Source organism: Cellulomonas pakistanensis (assembly GCF_016862755.1).
In the GTDB taxonomy this organism is placed as follows: Bacteria; Actinomycetota; Actinomycetes; order Actinomycetales; family Cellulomonadaceae; genus Cellulomonas; species Cellulomonas pakistanensis.
Map to the genome: position 1 here is coordinate 98,779 of NZ_BONO01000009.1, position 15,909 is coordinate 114,687.

At 73.6% G+C, this 15,909-nt stretch carries 15 protein-coding genes; 8 read left to right on the plus strand and 7 right to left on the minus strand.

What is annotated here, in order from left to right; all coding sequences use genetic code 11:
- The first annotated feature begins 109 nt into the window (after positions 1 to 109).
- The 3 genes from Cpa01nite_RS07780 to Cpa01nite_RS07790 all read left to right on the plus strand — a co-directional run bounded on the left by Cpa01nite_RS07780 (position 110) and on the right by Cpa01nite_RS07790 (position 3,610).
- On the plus strand, positions 110 to 1,438 hold the full coding sequence (locus tag Cpa01nite_RS07780; protein WP_203668177.1) for a hemolysin family protein: 1,329 nt from the start codon (positions 110 to 112) through the stop codon (positions 1,436 to 1,438).
- On the plus strand, positions 1,435 to 2,493 hold the full coding sequence (locus Cpa01nite_RS07785) for a hemolysin family protein (protein WP_203668178.1): 1,059 nt from the start codon (positions 1,435 to 1,437) through the stop codon (positions 2,491 to 2,493). Before Cpa01nite_RS07780 ends, Cpa01nite_RS07785 begins: the two co-directional genes overlap by 4 nt.
- Positions 2,494 to 2,758: 265 nt before the next feature.
- Positions 2,759 to 3,610: a M15 family metallopeptidase gene (locus Cpa01nite_RS07790; RefSeq protein WP_203668179.1), complete on the plus strand. Its 852-nt coding sequence runs from the start codon at positions 2,759 to 2,761 to the stop codon at positions 3,608 to 3,610.
- A 187-nt stretch (positions 3,611 to 3,797) separates the two neighbouring features.
- Here Cpa01nite_RS07790 and Cpa01nite_RS07795 read toward each other — a convergent pair whose 3' ends face one another.
- The 6 genes from Cpa01nite_RS07795 to Cpa01nite_RS07820 form a co-directional block, all read right to left on the minus strand.
- Positions 3,798 to 4,721: an aldose 1-epimerase family protein gene (locus Cpa01nite_RS07795; RefSeq protein WP_203668180.1), complete on the minus strand. Its 924-nt coding sequence runs from the start codon at positions 4,719 to 4,721 to the stop codon at positions 3,798 to 3,800.
- 54 nt (positions 4,722 to 4,775) lie between these two features.
- Positions 4,776 to 5,138: a hypothetical protein gene (locus tag Cpa01nite_RS07800; RefSeq protein WP_203668181.1), complete on the minus strand. Its 363-nt coding sequence runs from the start codon at positions 5,136 to 5,138 to the stop codon at positions 4,776 to 4,778.
- Positions 5,135 to 5,464: a hypothetical protein gene (locus tag Cpa01nite_RS07805; RefSeq protein WP_203668182.1), complete on the minus strand. Its 330-nt coding sequence runs from the start codon at positions 5,462 to 5,464 to the stop codon at positions 5,135 to 5,137. Before Cpa01nite_RS07805 ends, Cpa01nite_RS07800 begins: the two co-directional genes overlap by 4 nt.
- A gap of 89 nt (positions 5,465 to 5,553) precedes the next feature.
- Entirely contained in the window at positions 5,554 to 5,979 is a 426-nt protein-coding gene (locus tag Cpa01nite_RS07810) for a hypothetical protein (RefSeq protein ID WP_203668183.1), read from the minus strand.
- A 15-nt stretch (positions 5,980 to 5,994) separates the two neighbouring features.
- A complete protein-coding gene (locus tag Cpa01nite_RS07815; protein WP_203668184.1) occupies positions 5,995 to 6,399 on the minus strand; it encodes a hypothetical protein in 405 nt (134 codons plus the stop codon).
- On the minus strand, positions 6,396 to 8,534 hold the full coding sequence (locus Cpa01nite_RS07820) for a GDSL-type esterase/lipase family protein (protein ID WP_203668185.1): 2,139 nt from the start codon (positions 8,532 to 8,534) through the stop codon (positions 6,396 to 6,398). The genes Cpa01nite_RS07815 and Cpa01nite_RS07820 overlap by 4 nt, the downstream gene beginning before the upstream one ends.
- 203 nt (positions 8,535 to 8,737) lie before the next feature.
- Here Cpa01nite_RS07820 and prfB point away from each other — a divergent pair, with 203 nt between their 5' ends.
- The 5 genes from prfB (at position 8,738) to smpB (ending at position 13,585) form a co-directional block, all read left to right on the plus strand.
- On the plus strand, positions 8,738 to 9,856 hold the full coding sequence (gene prfB / locus Cpa01nite_RS07825; RefSeq protein WP_203668186.1) for a peptide chain release factor 2: 1,119 nt from the start codon (positions 8,738 to 8,740) through the stop codon (positions 9,854 to 9,856).
- A 196-nt stretch (positions 9,857 to 10,052) separates the two neighbouring features.
- On the plus strand, positions 10,053 to 10,742 hold the full coding sequence (gene ftsE / locus Cpa01nite_RS07830; RefSeq protein ID WP_203668187.1) for a cell division ATP-binding protein FtsE: 690 nt from the start codon (positions 10,053 to 10,055) through the stop codon (positions 10,740 to 10,742).
- 13 nt (positions 10,743 to 10,755) lie between these two features.
- A complete protein-coding gene (gene ftsX, locus Cpa01nite_RS07835; RefSeq protein WP_203668188.1) occupies positions 10,756 to 11,673 on the plus strand; it encodes a permease-like cell division protein FtsX in 918 nt (305 codons plus the stop codon).
- 1 nt (position 11,674) lies between these two features.
- Positions 11,675 to 13,021, plus strand: a complete 1,347-nt coding sequence (locus tag Cpa01nite_RS07840) for a M23 family metallopeptidase (RefSeq protein ID WP_203668189.1) — start codon at positions 11,675 to 11,677, stop codon at positions 13,019 to 13,021.
- A 93-nt stretch (positions 13,022 to 13,114) separates the two neighbouring features.
- The gene (gene smpB, locus Cpa01nite_RS07845) at positions 13,115 to 13,585 is read left to right on the plus strand and encodes an SsrA-binding protein SmpB (RefSeq protein WP_203668190.1); all 471 of its coding nucleotides are present in this window, start codon (positions 13,115 to 13,117) and stop codon (positions 13,583 to 13,585) included.
- Positions 13,586 to 13,774: 189 nt separating this feature from the next.
- On the opposite strand, the gene Cpa01nite_RS07850 is transcribed toward smpB, so the two are convergent.
- Positions 13,775 to 15,880 (minus strand): thioredoxin domain-containing protein, encoded by a 2,106-nt coding sequence (locus tag Cpa01nite_RS07850; RefSeq protein WP_203668191.1) that lies wholly within the window; start codon positions 15,878 to 15,880, stop codon positions 13,775 to 13,777.
- Positions 15,881 to 15,909: the final 29 nt, after the last annotated feature.

A 15,909-nucleotide genomic window follows, 5' to 3' on the forward strand; every position in this document is an offset into this window, starting at 1 on the left:
ACGTGCCCGGGGGGGACCATGCCGGCCCTTCCTGCCTCCTGACCCTCCCCGCGCGCGTCCCGGCCGGCCCGGCCGGGCGCGGCGTCGTGCACGGCACCGGGGGGAGCCCGTGCTGACCGACTGGCTGCTCGTCGCCCTCGGCGTCGTGCTGACCGCCGGCACCGCGGTGTTCGTCGCGAGCGAGTTCTCCCTCGTCACGCTCGACCCCGGCGTGGTCGAGGGCCAGACCCGGCCCGACGACCGCCGGGGCCAGAGCGTGCTCAAGGCGCTGCGCCGGCTGTCGACGGAGCTGTCCGGAGCGCAGGTCGGCATCACGGTCACCACGGTGCTGCTCGGCTACACCACCCAGCCCGCGGTGAACGCGCTGCTGGCCGAGCCGCTGCGCGGGACCGTCCTCGGCCCGGCGGTCGGCGGGGCGGTGGCGCTGGTCGTGACGCTGGTGCTGGTCAACGGCTTCTCCATGCTGTTCGGCGAGCTGGTGCCGAAGAACTTCGCGATCAGCCGCCCGCTGGGCACCGCCCGGTGGGTGGCGCCGCTGCAGGCCGGCTTCACGTCCGCGCTGCGACCGCTCATCACGCTGTTCAACTCGAGCGCGAACGCGCTGCTCCGCCGGATGGGCGTCGAGCCGCGCGAGGAGCTGTCCGGCGGCCGGTCGCCGCAGGAGCTCGCGGCGCTGGTCAAGCGGTCCGCGCAGCAGGGCACGCTCGACGAGTCCACGGCGACGCTGCTCACCAACTCGATCGACTTCACCGACCTCACCGCGGTCGACGTGATGACCGACCGGCAGCGCGTGGTGACGCTGCGCCGGGCGGACACCGCGGCCGACGTCGTCCGGCTGTCGCGCGAGACGGGGCACTCCCGGTTCCCGGTGATCGGCGACGACTCCGACGACATCGTCGGCCTGGTGCACCTGCGCCGGGCGATCGGCGTGCCGTACGAGCGTCGGCACGAGGTGCCCGCGGCCGCGCTGATGATCGACGCGCCGCGGGTGCCGGAGACCGTGCACCTGGGCCCGCTGCTGGTCGAGCTGCGCGAGCACGGCATGCAGATGGCGGTCGTCGTGGACGAGTACGGCGGCACGTCGGGGGTCGTGACGCTCGAGGACGTCGTCGAGGAGCTGGTGGGCGACGTCGCGGACGAGCACGACCGCCGGCGGACCGCCGCGTCCCGGCGCGCGGACGGCGCCTGGGTGGTGTCCGGGCTGCTGCGCCCCGACGAGCTGACGGAGACGACCGGCCTGGTCGTGCCGGAGGACGGGCCGTACGAGACGCTCGGCGGCCTGGTCATGGCGGCGCTCGGCCGCGTGCCGGAGGCGGGCGACGAGGTCGTCGCCGGCGACGTCCTGCTGCGCGTCGACACGATGGCCCGCCGCCGGGTCGAGCGCGTGGTGGTGCAGCCGACGCGACCGGCCGCCGACGCCGAGGGGGCGGCCCGGTGAGCCCCGGGGTCGCCCTGGCGCTCGCGGTCGCGCTGCTGGCCGGGAACGCGTTCTTCGTCGCGGCGGAGTTCGCGATCATCTCCGCGCGCCGCTCCGCGATCGAGCCGCTGGCCGCCGCCGGCGACCGGCGGGCGACGACCGTGCTGTGGGCGATGGAGCACGTGTCGCTCATGCTCGCCTGCGCGCAGCTCGGCGTCACCGTCTGCTCCACCAGCCTCGGCCTGGTCGCCGAGCCGGCGATCGCGCACCTCGTCGAGGACCCGCTGCACGCGCTGGGCGTCAGCACGAGCCTGGCGCACCCGATCGCGTTCGTGGTGGCGCTGCTGGTCGTCGTCTACCTGCACGTCGTGCTCGGCGAGATGGTGCCGAAGAACCTGGCCGTGTCCGGCCCGGACCGGGCGGTGCTGATCTTCGGCCCGCCGCTGGTGTGGCTGGGCCGGGTCGTCCGCCCCGTCATCGCCGCGCTCAACTGGATCGCGAACCACGTGCTCCGGCTGTTCCGGGTGGACCCGCGCGACGAGGTCGCCTCGGCGTTCACGGCGCAGGAGGTGCAGTCGATCGTCGAGCAGTCGCAGGCCGAGGGCCTGCTGGACGACGAGCAGGGCCTGCTGTCCGGGGCGCTGGAGTTCTCCGACCGCACCGCGGCCGACGTGATGGTGCCGCTCGACGACCTGGTGTCCGTGCCGGTCGACGTGACGCCGGACGAGGTCGAGAAGCTGGTCGCGCGCACCGGCTACAGCCGGTTCCCGGTCCCCGGCCGGGACGGCGGCCCGACCGGCTACCTGCACGTGAAGGACGTCCTGTACGCCGACGACGCCTCCCGGCGGCTGCCGGTGCCGGCCTGGCGGGTCCGCGCGCTCGCGGTCGTGGCGCCCGGCGACGAGGTGGAGGAGGCGCTCGCCGCGATGCAGCGCTCCGGCGTGCACCTCGCGCGGGTGCAGCAGGACGGCCGCGCCGTCGGCGTCGTGTTCCTGGAGGACATCCTCGAGGAGCTCGTGGGCGAGGTGCGCGACGCGATGCAGCGTGGCGCGTTCCGGCACCGGACGGGGGCCTGAGCGCGGGGCCGTCGGCGTCCGCGCTGGGCCGTTCGTAGGACCTTCGTCACACGCACGGGTGACACCGGTGGGTGATCTCGTGCGACACGCCGATGATCCGTCAGCTACCCCCCGGTCGGGGGCTTGGAACCGGCGGGTCACTGCCGTTATGGTTTCGTGATCGTTCACCCGGATCCCCCCGGCAGCCGCGCAGCCGCGCTGCCATCCCCGGGTGGCCGCCCCTCGTCCGTGGCGACTCGTCGCCTGCCCTGAGCTCGGAGGTCCCGTGGCGTCGCACCGCGTGCAGCCCGCCGACGCCGGTACCCCCACCCGTCGGCAGCTCCGCGAGGGCACCCGTCCGCGCGCCGCGGCCACGACGGCCGCGCTGGTCGCCACGATCGACGCCCCGGACCGCGCCCGGCGGACCAGCCCGCTGGCCCGCTGGGGCACCCGCGCCGGCGTCCTCGTCACCCTCGCCGCCGTGACCGTCGCGATCCCGCTGTCGCAGCAGTCCGCGCACAGCGAGGACGGGTTCACCGACGCGCAGGCCGACGCCACGCTGCCCACCACCGTCGAGGCGCTGACCTCCTCGGCGTCGTCCGTCCTGCCGCCGGCGTCGCTGCTGTCCAGCGACGCGACCGCGCTGCGCGCCCAGGTCGACGTCAGCCGCAGCCAGGAGCGCGAGGTGCTTCCCGGCTGCGACGGCGAGGCCGTCAGCACCAGCGCCAACGGCCAGCTCCCGCAGGACGACCTCTGCTACCTCTGGGACGGCGGGACCCAGCTCCGCGCGGACGCCGCCGAGGCGCTCGCCGAGCTCAACGCCATGTGGGTCACCCGCTGGGGCACCGACCTGTGCCTGTCCTCCGGCTACCGGACCCTCGCCGAGCAGCGCGCGGTCAAGGCGGCCAAGGGCTCGCTCGCCGCGCCCGCCGGCCGCAGCAACCACGGGTGGGGCCTGGCGGTCGACCTGTGCACCTCGCAGACCACCGGCGCGCAGTGGGAGTGGCTCAACGAGAACGCCCCGGTGTTCGGCTGGGAGAACCCCGCGTGGGCGCGGCCCGGCGGCTCGGGCCCGTACGAGCGCTGGCACTGGGAGTACACCAAGGGCGTCATGGCCGACGGCGAGTACTACGGCTGACGCCGACCCTCACGCACGACGAAGGCCCCCGGTCCGCACAGGACCGGGGGCCTTCTCGCGTCCTCGGGCCGGTGGTTCCGCGCGAGGTAGTGCGATCCGCGCGAGGTAGTGCCATCGCTCCCTCTACCTCGGCGCGACGGCACTACCTCGGCGCAGCGGCGACGGCCGCGCCCGCGGCGGCGCTGGCTCAGACCAGCGTCATGCCCCAGGTGACCTCGTGCGTGGCGCCCGGCTCCAGGCGGACCAGGCGCTCGCCGGTGCGGAACGCGTCCGCGATGCAGCTCATCGGCTCCGCGGCGACGCCGCGACGGTCGATCTTCGGGATCCCGTTGCCGGTGCACACCTGCCAGGTGTCCATCGAGCCGTCCATCCACATGGCGGCGCCGTGGCCGTCCGTCGACCCCAGCACGATCCAGGACAGGCCGTCGGCGTCCCGGGTGACGTCCACGAACGCGTCGTCCAGCGCCACGCCGGCCAGCGGCTGCGGGGTGGTGCGGTCCTCGGCGCTGGACAGCGGGCGCGTGCCGGTCGGCAGCAGGCGGTCGTCGACCGTCACCTGGGACGTGGCGTCGACCCGCAGCGTGCAGTCGTCCACGGCGGCGTCGCCGGGGGAGAGCCACGGGTGGAAGCCGATGCCGTACGGCGCCGCGGTCGCGTCGAGGTTGGTCGCGGCGACGTGCACCCGCAGCCCGGCGTCGGACAGCGAGTAGGTGACGTCGACGCGCAGCGACCACGGGTAGCCCGGCGTCGGGACCAGGTCGTGGCGCAGCGTGACGGACGTGTCGCCGTCGGGGCCGGACTCCGAGGCGACCTTCGCGAACCGGACCTGGGCCACCAGGCCGTGCAGGGCGGTCATCCGGTCGGGCTCGGTGACGGCGACCTGGTACTCCGTGCCGTCCCAGGTGTACCGGCCGTCGCGCAGCCGGTTCGGCCACGGGGCGAGGACGGCGCCGGAGAAGGCGGGCGCGAGGTCGGTCTCGTCGAACGGCAGCACGACGTCGCGGCCGCCGACGCTGTAGGCGCGGACGCTGGCGCCGACCTCGGCGACGACGGCGCGGTGGGCGCCGTGGGCGAGGGGGTGCTGCTGTCCGGAGGGTGCGGGCGTGTTCACGCTCACACCGTAGCGGGGGATCCCCGGAGCACGGTGCGCCGTGGGTCCCGGGCGTCACCACAGCGGCCAGGAGGCCTCCGTTGCGGGCAGGACGATCCGCCCGACGACGAACCAGACGACGCCGACCGGCACCGCGACCGCTAGGCGGGCGCGGAGCGGCCACCTGCGGTGGGTCAGGGCGCACGCCGGCGCGACGAGAGCGATGGCTGATGCGGCCCAGGCGACGCTGCCCTGACCAGGGTCGGGCTGCGCGCCCGCGATCCCGACCCCGTGGGTGCCGCCCAGCGCCAGCCAGCCGAGCGCGGCCATGGTGGCGGCCCACGTCCACCCGACGAGGGTCGCAGCGAGCGGCTCGCCCCAGCGCCACCACCACGAGAGCGCGGGCCGGTCGCGCTCGGCCCGACGGTCTCGGCTCACACGTCACCCCTGTCGCAGATGGAGAGTGCTGGAGAGTCCCGAGATCGCCTCGGCCACGCTGCGGAGCGAGCCCGGGACCTCGGGGCGGGCAGCACGAACCGTCCGACGACGAACCAGGTGACCGCCAGCGGCACCGCGACCGCCAGCCGTAGCCTGAGCGGCCAGAGCCCGTGGCTGGCGACCCACGGCAGGCCGAACATCGACAGGGCGGAGGCGGCCCACAGGAGGGAGCCGAGAAGGAGGAGCGAGCGCAGGTCGTCGCCTCGACGCCCCGCGGCAGCGTCGAGCACCAACCAGCCCGAGAAGGCCAGGGGTCCGGCCGCCATCCAGCCGATGACCATTCCGATCAACGGTCCGCAGGACCGCCAGAACCACGACTCGGTCGCACGTTCCGGTGACGCATGAACGTTCTCCGTCATCGCACGAGTCCCGCCATCCCCTCAGCGGGCCGGACCGCGATCGCCTCGGCCACGCTGCGGAGCGCCCCCGGGACCTCGGGCGCGGGCAGCACGAACCGTCCGACGACGAACCAGGCGACCGCCAGCGGCACCGCGACCGCCAGCCGTCGCCTGAGCGGCCAGAGCCCGTGGCTCGCGACGCACGGCAGGCCGAACATCGACAGGGCGGAGGCGGCCCACAGCATTGAACCGAGCACCGGGTCCGGCGGAGCGCCAGCGACGCTGCGCCCGTGGGAGGCGCCGAGGGTGACCCATCCCATGTACGCCATCAGGACGCCCCAGAACCACCCGACGACGACACCGATCTGCAGCCCGCACGAGCGCCAGAACCACGAACCGGTGGGGCCCTCATGTGTTCGACGGTCGTGCTCGTCAGTTCTCATCGAGAAGCCGTGTCGTCACAGGGAGAGGACCGCGATCGTCTCGGCCGCTCTGCGGAGCGATCCCGGGACCTCCGGCGCGGGCAGCACGAACCGCCCGACGACGAACCAGGCGACCGCTAGCGGCACCGCGACCGCCAGCCGTCGTCGGAGCGGCCAGAGCCCGTGGCTGGCGACGCACGGCAGGCCGATCACCGAGAGAGTGGAGAGGACCCACAGCATCGAACCCAGCGCCGGATCCGGTCGAGCGCCGGCCAGGCCCCGCCCGTCGAAGCCGCCGAGGACCATCCAGGCCATCACCGTGAAGAGCACACCCCACAGCCAGCCGACCAGGATGCCGAGCTGCAGCCCGCACGATCGCCAGAACCACGACAGCCGGGCCGGGTCCGTGGGGTCGTCCTCGGGACCTCGATCGATCGTCATGACACCGTCGGAGCCGACGGCAGAAGCCCACCGGGCCCTCCAGGAAGCATCGGGCCGATCACCACGCTGATCTCGTCGGCGAACCCGAAGCCCTTCGCGCCCTCGTCGTCCGTCGTCACGAGCGTCACCTCGTGGATGCCCGGGGCGAAGGTGTGGGTCACGACCGGTCCGGTCGCGGTCGCGCCGTCGCCAAACTCCCACGCGTAGTCGACGATGCGACCGTCGGGGTCGGACGAACCGGACGCGTCGAAGGTGAACGTGTTGCTGCTCGTGATGCCGGTCGGCACGAGGGTCGTGTCGTGCCGGGTCGTGGTGACGACGGCGGTCGGGGGCTCGTTCTCGGGGAGGGCGTCGGCGACCGTGAGGAGCACGCCCAGACCGTCGGCGGGGACGTCGGCGCCGAAGGTCTCGACAGTCCACGTCCCCGGCTCGGGGTCGGCGATCGTCCAGAACTCGTAGGTGGGACCGGCCTCGTGCTCGGCGTCCCGGGGATCGTCGCGCGTGTAGCGGATGCCGGACGGGGAGATGAGCGACGTGACCACGTCGGTGATGGCCGGTCCGAGCTCCAGCTCGTTCAGAGGCGACACGCCGCCGGCCCGGGCGGGGGCCGCAGACACGATCGGCCACAGGGTGCCCACGTCGAGCGCGGTCCCCTCGACGTCGACGTGGGTCGTGACGGTCTGCAACGACCGCGCAACGAACGTGGGCCGAACCGGGGCGCTCATCGCGGCGACCAGCCGATCAGCCATCAGTCCGTGGCCGAGAGCATTCGGGTGGAACGAAGCCGACCCGTCGCTGATCGTCACGCCGTTGATCCCGGGGATGTGCGTGCACAGGTGGTGCCCTGCGAGGACGTCCGTCATCGAGACGCGCTCGAAGCCAATCCGCGTCGCGATCCGCCCGATCGCCCCGTTCGCTTGGCGGATCTTCTCGTTCACCCAGACCTGGTCCGACGACCGGAAGCCGTGGCAGCCGGCGTACCCGCCGAACCCATCGGCCGGGAAGAACTGCGGGTAGTCGACGACGACGACTCGGGCATGGGGAGCGCGCCGCCGAATGTCCCGGTAGAGCTCCTGCAGCTCGTCGGCGAGCCCGCCGTCGCGAAGGGCCGCGATCTTGGAGTCGACCGACGGTCCCAGGTTCCGAGCGCAGCTCCGCCACCAGGTGCCGACCGGTGAGATGCCGTTTCCAGCCAGGTGCGTACCGATGCAGGCTTTCAGGATCCCGGCGAAGTCCAGATCGTTCCCGCCGATCCCGACGGTGACCAGCCGGGTGTCCGATCCCAGCGCGTCGAGCTGCGGTCCTTGGTCCGCCTTCTGCGACCGGTAGAAGTCCCGCATCACGGCTCCGGAGCACGCCTGGAAGTCCAGGTCGAGCCGGACGGCCCCGCGTCGCACGAGCAGGTGCGGGTACGCGTCGTACGAGCGCCGGCAGGCGTTGCCGTCCTTGTCCGTGCCCGGCACGTAGTTGCCGACTCCCTCGCCCGACTGGAACGAGTCGCCCATCGCCACGTAGGTGTCGACGTGCACCACGTCCGGCGCGAGGGGTGATAGGTACGTGACGTTGTCGATCGCGAACCCGTTCGGCTCGTTCGCGACCGCCTCCACGCGGAACGACGCCATCCGCGCCTGTGTGATCTTTACCGTGACGATGCCACGCGCGTCGAGCGGGACGTCCAGCAGCGCCGAGCCGTCGGGGTCGCGGACGATGACGCGGACGCTTTTCGCTGCGTCGATGTAGCCCACGTCGAGCTCCACGTGGTTGACCGTGCGGGTCGAGCCGTCCTCGCGGACGAACCGCCCCTCGATCGCCCCCAGGAACGTGGGAGTGCCCGACAGCACCGGACTGGTGGGGTTGGAACCGTCGGTCGTGATGAAGGGGGAGTCCCCGCCGAAGACGATCCCGCGCGGCTGGTACTGCGTCGTGATCGCCGTGCCGATCCGGAACTCCGAGAAGGTGATCGTCTCGGTCAGGTCCACGTCGTCCGTCAGCGCCGCTCTTGCCTGTGCGCCGACCTCGATCGTCGCCGTCTCGCCGGACGACCCGGCGGCGGTGGTGCCCCCGGGGTCTTCCGCGGCCGCCACCGGGGCCACCGCCGTCACGGCCAGGACCAGGGCCAGTCCTGTCGCTGCCATCCGCCGCCTCGTCGCGGGCATGCGCGCACTCCTCGTCATCGGGAGAGGAGCGAGCGGCTGTGGCCCGACGTCAGGTCATCGGTTCCCCACGCCGTCCACCCTGTCGGAACGGCGCGTCCCAGGAGCCGGGACCGACGTCCCGAGCTTCCGAGCCGGTCCGCCCCGCGCACGACCCCGCCCGGCAGCGGGTAGCCTGGACCGTCGTGGCAGCCACCGACTTCCCCGCCGAGATCCGCGACCTGCGCAGCACCCTGCAGTCGATCCAGGCGGTGTCCGACCCCACGGCCCTCCGCGCCAAGATCGCCGACCTCTCCGAGCAGGCGTCGGCCCCCGACCTGTGGGACGACCCCGAGTCGGCGCAGAAGGTCACCAGCGCGCTGAGCGCCGCGCAGTCCGAGCTGGACCGCGTCGACACGCTCGACGGCCGGATCGACGACCTGGAGACCCTGGTTGAGATGGCGACGGAGGACGGCGGCGACGCCGAGACCCTCGCCGAGGCCGAGGCCGAGCTCGTCGGCATCCGCAAGGACCTGGGCGAGCTCGAGGTCCGCACCCTGCTGAACGGCGAGTACGACCAGCGCGAGGCGGTCGTGACGATCCGCGCGGGCGCCGGCGGCGTCGACGCGGCGGACTTCGCCGAGATGCTCATGCGGATGTACCTGCGCTGGGCGGAGCGGCACGGCTACCCGACGACGGTGCTCGACACCTCGTACGCGGAGGAGGCGGGCCTCAAGTCCGCCACGTTCGAGGTGAAGGCGCCGTACGCGTTCGGCCACCTGTCCGTCGAGGCCGGCACGCACCGCCTCGTGCGCATCTCGCCGTTCGACAACCAGGGCCGCCGGCAGACGTCGTTCGCCGCGGTCGAGGTCATCCCGCTCATCGAGCAGAGCGACGACAACATCGAGATCCCCGAGTCGGAGATCAAGGTCGACGTGTTCCGCTCGTCCGGCCCGGGCGGCCAGTCGGTCAACACGACCGACTCCGCGGTCCGCATGACCCACCTCCCGACCGGCATCGTCGTGTCGATGCAGAACGAGAAGTCGCAGATCCAGAACCGCGCCGCCGCGCTGCGCGTGCTCCAGTCCCGCCTGCTCCTGGTCCGCAAGGCCGAGGAGGACGCGAAGAAGAAGGAGCTCGCCGGCGACATCAAGGCGTCCTGGGGCGACCAGATGCGCTCGTACGTGCTGCACCCGTACCAGATGGTCAAGGACCTGCGGACGGAGCACGAGGTCGGCAACACGTCCGCGGTGTTCGACGGCGACATCGACGGGTTCATCGAGTCGGGCATCCGGTGGCGCCGGCAGGCGGCCGTCGAGGCCTGATCCGCGCCCGATCGGGGCGGGCGAGGGCGTGAATCGGGCATAACGCCCGGCGCGGGGCCCGGTGGGGCGACTCACAGGTTCCCGCGCGGCGTGTCACGGACGGGTCACGACGGGCCGCTGCCTACGCTCGACGCGGCCAGGTCCCGCACCACCCTCCGCACGCCCTCTCGTCCCCGACCGACCGGCCGCAGCCCCCGTGATCAGATTCGAGAACGTCACCAAGGTCTACGCGCGCGGCGCACGCCCCGCGCTGGACCACATCAGCCTCGAGGTCGAGCGCGGCGAGTTCGTGTTCCTCGTCGGCGCGTCCGGCTCCGGGAAGTCGACCTTCCTGCGGCTCGCGCTGCGCGAGGAGCGGCCGTCCGCCGGCAAGGTCTTCGTGGCGGGCAAGGACCTCACCACGCTGTCGTCGTGGAAGGTCCCGCACCTGCGCCGCCAGATCGGCGCGGTGTTCCAGGACTTCCGCCTGCTGAACAACAAGACGGTGTTCGAGAACGTGGCGTTCGCGCTGCAGGTGATCGGCAAGCCGCGGCACCACATCCTGACGACGGTCCCGGACGTGCTGGAGATGGTCGGGCTCGCGGGCAAGGAGAAGCGCCGCCCGCACGAGCTGTCCGGTGGCGAGCAGCAGCGCGTGGCCATCGCGCGCGCGTTCGTGAACCGGCCCGCGATCCTGCTGGCGGACGAGCCGACCGGCAACCTCGACCCGACGACCTCCCTGGGGATCATGCGCCTGCTCGACCGGATCAACCGCACGGGGACGACGGTCGTGATGGCGACGCACGACGACGAGATCGTCGACCAGATGCGCAAGCGCGTGGTCGAGCTGTCCGGCGGCGAGATGGTGCGCGACCAGTCGCGCGGCGTCTACGGCTCGGACCGCTGAGGGGAGGATCGACGTGCGACTGCAGTTCATCCTCTCGGAGATCGGCATCGGCCTGCGCCGGAACCTCTCCATGACCGTGTCGGTCATCCTCGTGACCTTCGTGTCCCTCACCTTCGTCGGCTCCGCCGCGCTGCTGCAGATGCAGATCAGCAAGATGCAGGACGACTTCTACGGCAAGGTCGAGGTCGCCGTGTACCTCTGCCCGGCCGGCACCTCCCCGGAGCCGACGTGCGCCGGCGGCGAGGTCACCGAAGAGCAGAAGGAGGCCGTCCTCGACGCCCTGGACGCGCCGGACGTGGCCCCGTACATCGAGAGCGTCACCTCCGAGTCGAAGGAGGAGGCGTTCGCCACCTTCCAGCGGCAGTTCGAGGGCCAGTACTGGGCGCAGGTCACCACGGTCGACGACATGAACGAGTCGTTGCGCATCAAGCTGACCGACCCCGAGAAGTTCGAGGTCGTCGCCGACGTGCTGCAGGGGCGCCAGGGCGTCGAGAACGTGCAGGACCAGCGCGAGCTCTACAACACGCTGTTCCGGGTCCTGAACTCCGCGACGCTGCTGTCGCTCGGCCTCGCCGGCGTCATGCTGCTGGCGGCGGTGCTGCTCATCACGACGACCATCCGGCTGTCCGCGCTGAGCCGCCGCCGGGAGACCGGCATCATGCGGATGGTCGGCGCGTCGAACCTGTTCATCCAGCTGCCGTTCATGCTCGAGGGCGCGATCGCCGCCACGATCGGCGCGGTGCTGTCCGTCGTCGGGCTGTGGGCGGGCGTCCGCTACCTGGTGACCGACTGGCTCGGCGGCCAGGTCGCGTGGATCCCGTACGTCACCACCAACGAGGTCTGGCAGGTGGCGCCGTTCCTGGTGGCGGCCGCGATCCTGCTCGCCGCGATCTCGTCCCTGGTCACCCTCAGCCGCTACACGAAGGTCTGACATGGCGAGCACGCGCACCCGCAGTCCCCGCCGCGCCCGCGGCGTTCGGGCCCTCGCCGGCTCGCTCGCCGGCGTGCTGACCGTGCTGGTCGGCGTCACCGCCGCCGGGCCGGCGGTCGGCGACGACCTCGACGACCGCAAGTCCGCGCTCGAGCAGCAGCAGCGCACGAACGAGCAGCAGCGGGCCGACGCGGAGGCCGCGCTGGAGGGGCTCAGCGAGCAGTACGCGCAGACCGCGCAGGATTTGCTGGCCGTGCAGCAGCAGCTCGCGCCGGCGCAGGCGGCGCTGACCGCCGCGCAGGAGGCCCTGGCCGGCTACGAGCGCGAGGCCGAGCTCATCGCCGCCCGGCTGCAGGACGCGCAGGACCAGGAGACGTCGATCAGCGCCACGATCGACACCGACACGGCGCGCGCGGACGAGATCCGGGCGCAGGTCGGGCAGATGGCGCGCCAGGCGTACCAGGGCGGGCCGGAGCTGTCGGGGATCGGGATCGTCGTCGGCGCGCAGAGCGTCGAGGAGTTCACCGAGCAGTACGGGCTGGCCACCGCCGCGCAGCGCGCGCAGAGCGAGGTGCTCGACGAGCTCGCCGACATCGCCGCGGCGAACAAGCAGAGCCAGGCCCGCCTGACGGCGGTGCGCGAGCGGATCACCGAGCTCAAGGCCGAGGCCGACGCCAAGGTCGCCGAGGCGGAGGAGGCGCGCCAGGAGGCCGCCGACCGCAAGGCCGAGGTCGAGGACCTCATCGCGCAGGAGACGGCCAAGAAGCGGCAGCTCGAGGGCCAGAAGGCGTCCGCCGAGGCCGAGGTCGCGAAGATCGACGCCGAGAAGAAGGCGATCGAGAACGAGATCACCCGGGTGGCGAACGAGCAGCGCGCGCGTGCGGCGGCCGCGGCCGCGGCGGCGGGTCAGCCCGCGCCCGCACCCGGCCCGGTCACCGGCTCGGTGTTCGGCAACCCGACGTCGATCAACCCGATCTACGTCACCAGCGAGTACGGCATGCGCCTGCACCCGATCCTCGGGTACTACCGCCTGCACGCGGGCATCGACCTGCGCACGTACTGCGGCACCCCGATCTACGCGGCCCGGGAGGGCACCGTGCAGTGGGCGCGGTGGCGCAGCGGGTTCGGCAACCAGGTGATGGTCGACCACGGGCTGTACAACGGCAGCTCGCTCATGACCTCGTACAACCACATGACGAGCTTCGTGGTCGGCGGCGGGCAGCACGTGTCCCAGGGGCAGCTGCTCGGCTACTCCGGCAACACCGGGACGTCGGCGGCGTGCCACCTGCACTTCGAGGTGTACGTCAACGGCGCGACGACCAACCCGCGGCCGCTGCTCGGCCTGTAGCGGAATCCGCGCGACGGCACGGGCGCGGCCGGATAGGCTGCTGCGTCGCCCCTCGCACCCGCGGGGCGCCCGCACGACCCCAGGAGGGCAGTCATGGCCAAGCAGAGCGGACGGTCGCTCGTCGCGTCCAACCGCAAGGCGCGCCACGACTACCTCATCGAGGACGTCTTCGAGGCGGGCGTCGTGCTGAGCGGCACCGAGGTCAAGGCGCTGCGCGCCGGCCGGGCGTCGCTCGTCGACGGCTGGTGCTCCGTCGACGGTGGCGAGGCGTGGCTCGAGGGCGTGCACATCCCCGAGTACTCGCAGGGCACCTGGACGAACCACGCCCCGCGCCGCAAGCGCAAGCTGCTGCTGCACCGCGAGGAGATCGACCGGCTGGAGGCCAAGACCCGCGAGAAGGGGCAGACGATCGTCCCGCTGTCCCTGTACTTCCTCGACGGGCGCGCCAAGGTCGAGATCGCGCTGGCGCGAGGCAAGCGCGAGTACGACAAGCGCCAGGCGCTGCGCGAGCGGCAGGACAACCTCGAGGCCGTCCGCGCCATGCGGGAGAAGCGCGACCGCTGACCGCGCGGGCAGCGCCCCGCGGGCGGCGCGCTGCGTCGCCGCGCGCTCGCCGCATCCGCCGAGATGGCACATCTCGGCTGCGAGCGGCCCCCGGACGACAGCCGAGAAGTGCCATCTCGGCGAGTCTCCAACCCGCGCCTGTATGCGGGCGGCGCGGCACAGGCGCGGGGTGCAGGCTCGGCGGAGGCGTCAGGCGAGCGACACGCGCAGGGCCCCCGGGTCCGTCGTCGGGCGGTCGCAGACGAACCCCCGGCACACGTACGCCGCCGCGCGCCCGCCGACCAGCGGCCGGTCCCGCAGCAGCCCCACGGCCGCGGGGTCCTCGGCCACCTCGTCGGGGTCGCCCTGCGCGAGCACCAGCCCCGGCGCGGGGGAGCGGACCGCCGCGCGGGCCAGCGCCACCCGCCCCGGGTCGTCGGCCCGGCCGAGCACGGCGACCTCGCGCGGCCCGTCCAGCACGGCCTCGGCGGTCGCGAGCGCCCAGGCCACGGCGCGCGGGTGCTGGTGCGCGATCGACAGCGGCCCGGCGAGCGCGAGCTCCGCGGCCCGCCGGTCCGTCGCCGAGCCGGTGAGCGCCGCCCGCGCCAGCAGCGCGCCCGCGGCGGCCGACCGGCCCGCCGCCGAGGGGCCGTCCGCCACGTCGGGCCGGGTGGCGAGGCGCGCGACGACCGGGTCGGTCTGGTCGTCGGCGGTGTCCCGGAACCCGTGGCCGGGTGCGCGGAACCGCGCGAGCACCGTGTCGAGCAGCGCGGACGCCCGGGTGGACCAGTGCGGGTCCCCGGTCACGCCGGCGAGGACGAGGAACCCCTCCGCCACGGCCGCGTAGTCCGTGAGCACCCCGGGCGCGGTGCCGACCGCCCCGTCCCGCGAGGTGCGCGCCAGCCGCAGCAGGCCGTCGCCGCCCTCGAGCGTGTGCACGGTGTCGAGCACCCGCGCCGCGTCCACCGCGGCCGCCACCCACTCGCGCCGCTCGAGCATCGCGCCGGCCTCGGCGAGCGCGGCGATCGCGAGCCCGTTCCAGGTCGCCACGACCTTGTCGTCCCGCGCCGGCTGCGGCCGCTCGCCGCGGGCCCGGAGCAGCGCCCGGCGGACGCGCGCGAACCGCACCTCGTCCCCGGGCGCCGGGTCCTGGCGCAGCTGCAGCACCGAGGTCCCGGCCTCGAACGTGCCCTCCGCGGTCACCCCGAGCAGCTCCGCGGCCCACGCGCCGTCCTCGGCGCCGAGCGCCTCGTCCAGGGTCTCGCGGTCCCAGACGTACGTCGCGCCCTCGACGCCGTCGGTGTCCGCGTCGAGCGAGGACGCGAACGCGCCCTCCGGGGTGCGCAGGTCGCGCAGCAGCCAGTCGGCCGTGCCCTCGACGACCCGGCGGGCCAGGTCGGACCCGGTGCTGCGCCACCAGTGCGCGTACACCCGCAGCAGGATCGCGTTGTCCTCGAGCATCTTCTCGAAGTGCGGCACGGTCCACGTCGCGTCCACCGCGTACCGGGCGAACCCGCCGCCGACCTGGTCCGCCATGCCGCCGCGGGCCATCGCCTCGAGCGTGCCCTCGGCCATCGCCAGCGCGCGGTCGTCGCCGGTGCGCGCGTGCCGGCGCAGCAGCCACTCCAGCGTGGTCGACGGCGGGAACTTCGGGGCGCCGCCGAACCCGCCGTGCTCGGCATCGTACGCCGGGGCGAGCGCCTCGACGGCGAGGTCGGACACCCGGGCGACGGCCGCCAGGTCGAGGGCCGCGGCGTCGTCCTCCTCGGCGCCCGGGCCGTCCTCCGCGCCGGCCTGGCCGGCCGCCGGCGCCGCGGCGCCCCCGCCCAGGTGCGCCAGCAGCTCCGCCGCCCCGCCGCGCACCTCGTCCCGCCGCTCCCGCCACGCCCGCGACAGCGCCTCCAGGACCTGCCCGAACGCCGGCCGCCCGGCGACGGGCACCGGCGGGAAGTACGTGCCGCAGAAGAACGGGTCGCCCTCCGGCGTCGCGAACACCGTCATCGGCCAGCCGCCCTGCCCGGTCATCGCCTGGGTCGCCGCCATGTACGCCGCGTCCAGGTCGGGCCGCTCCTCGCGGTCGACCTTCACGTTGACGAACCGGCTGTTCATGACGGCGGCGACCCGCTCGTCCTCGAACGACTCGTGCGCCATCACGTGGCACCAGTGGCACGCCGCGTACCCGATGGACACCAGCAGCGGCACGTCCCGACGCCGCGCCTCGGCGAACGCCTCCTCGCCCCATTCGTACCAGTCGACGGGGTTGTCGGCGTGCTGGCGCAGGTAGGGGCTGGTGCTGCGGGCGAGGCGGTTGGGCATGCGTCCACTCTCGCGCCGGGCAGCGCCGC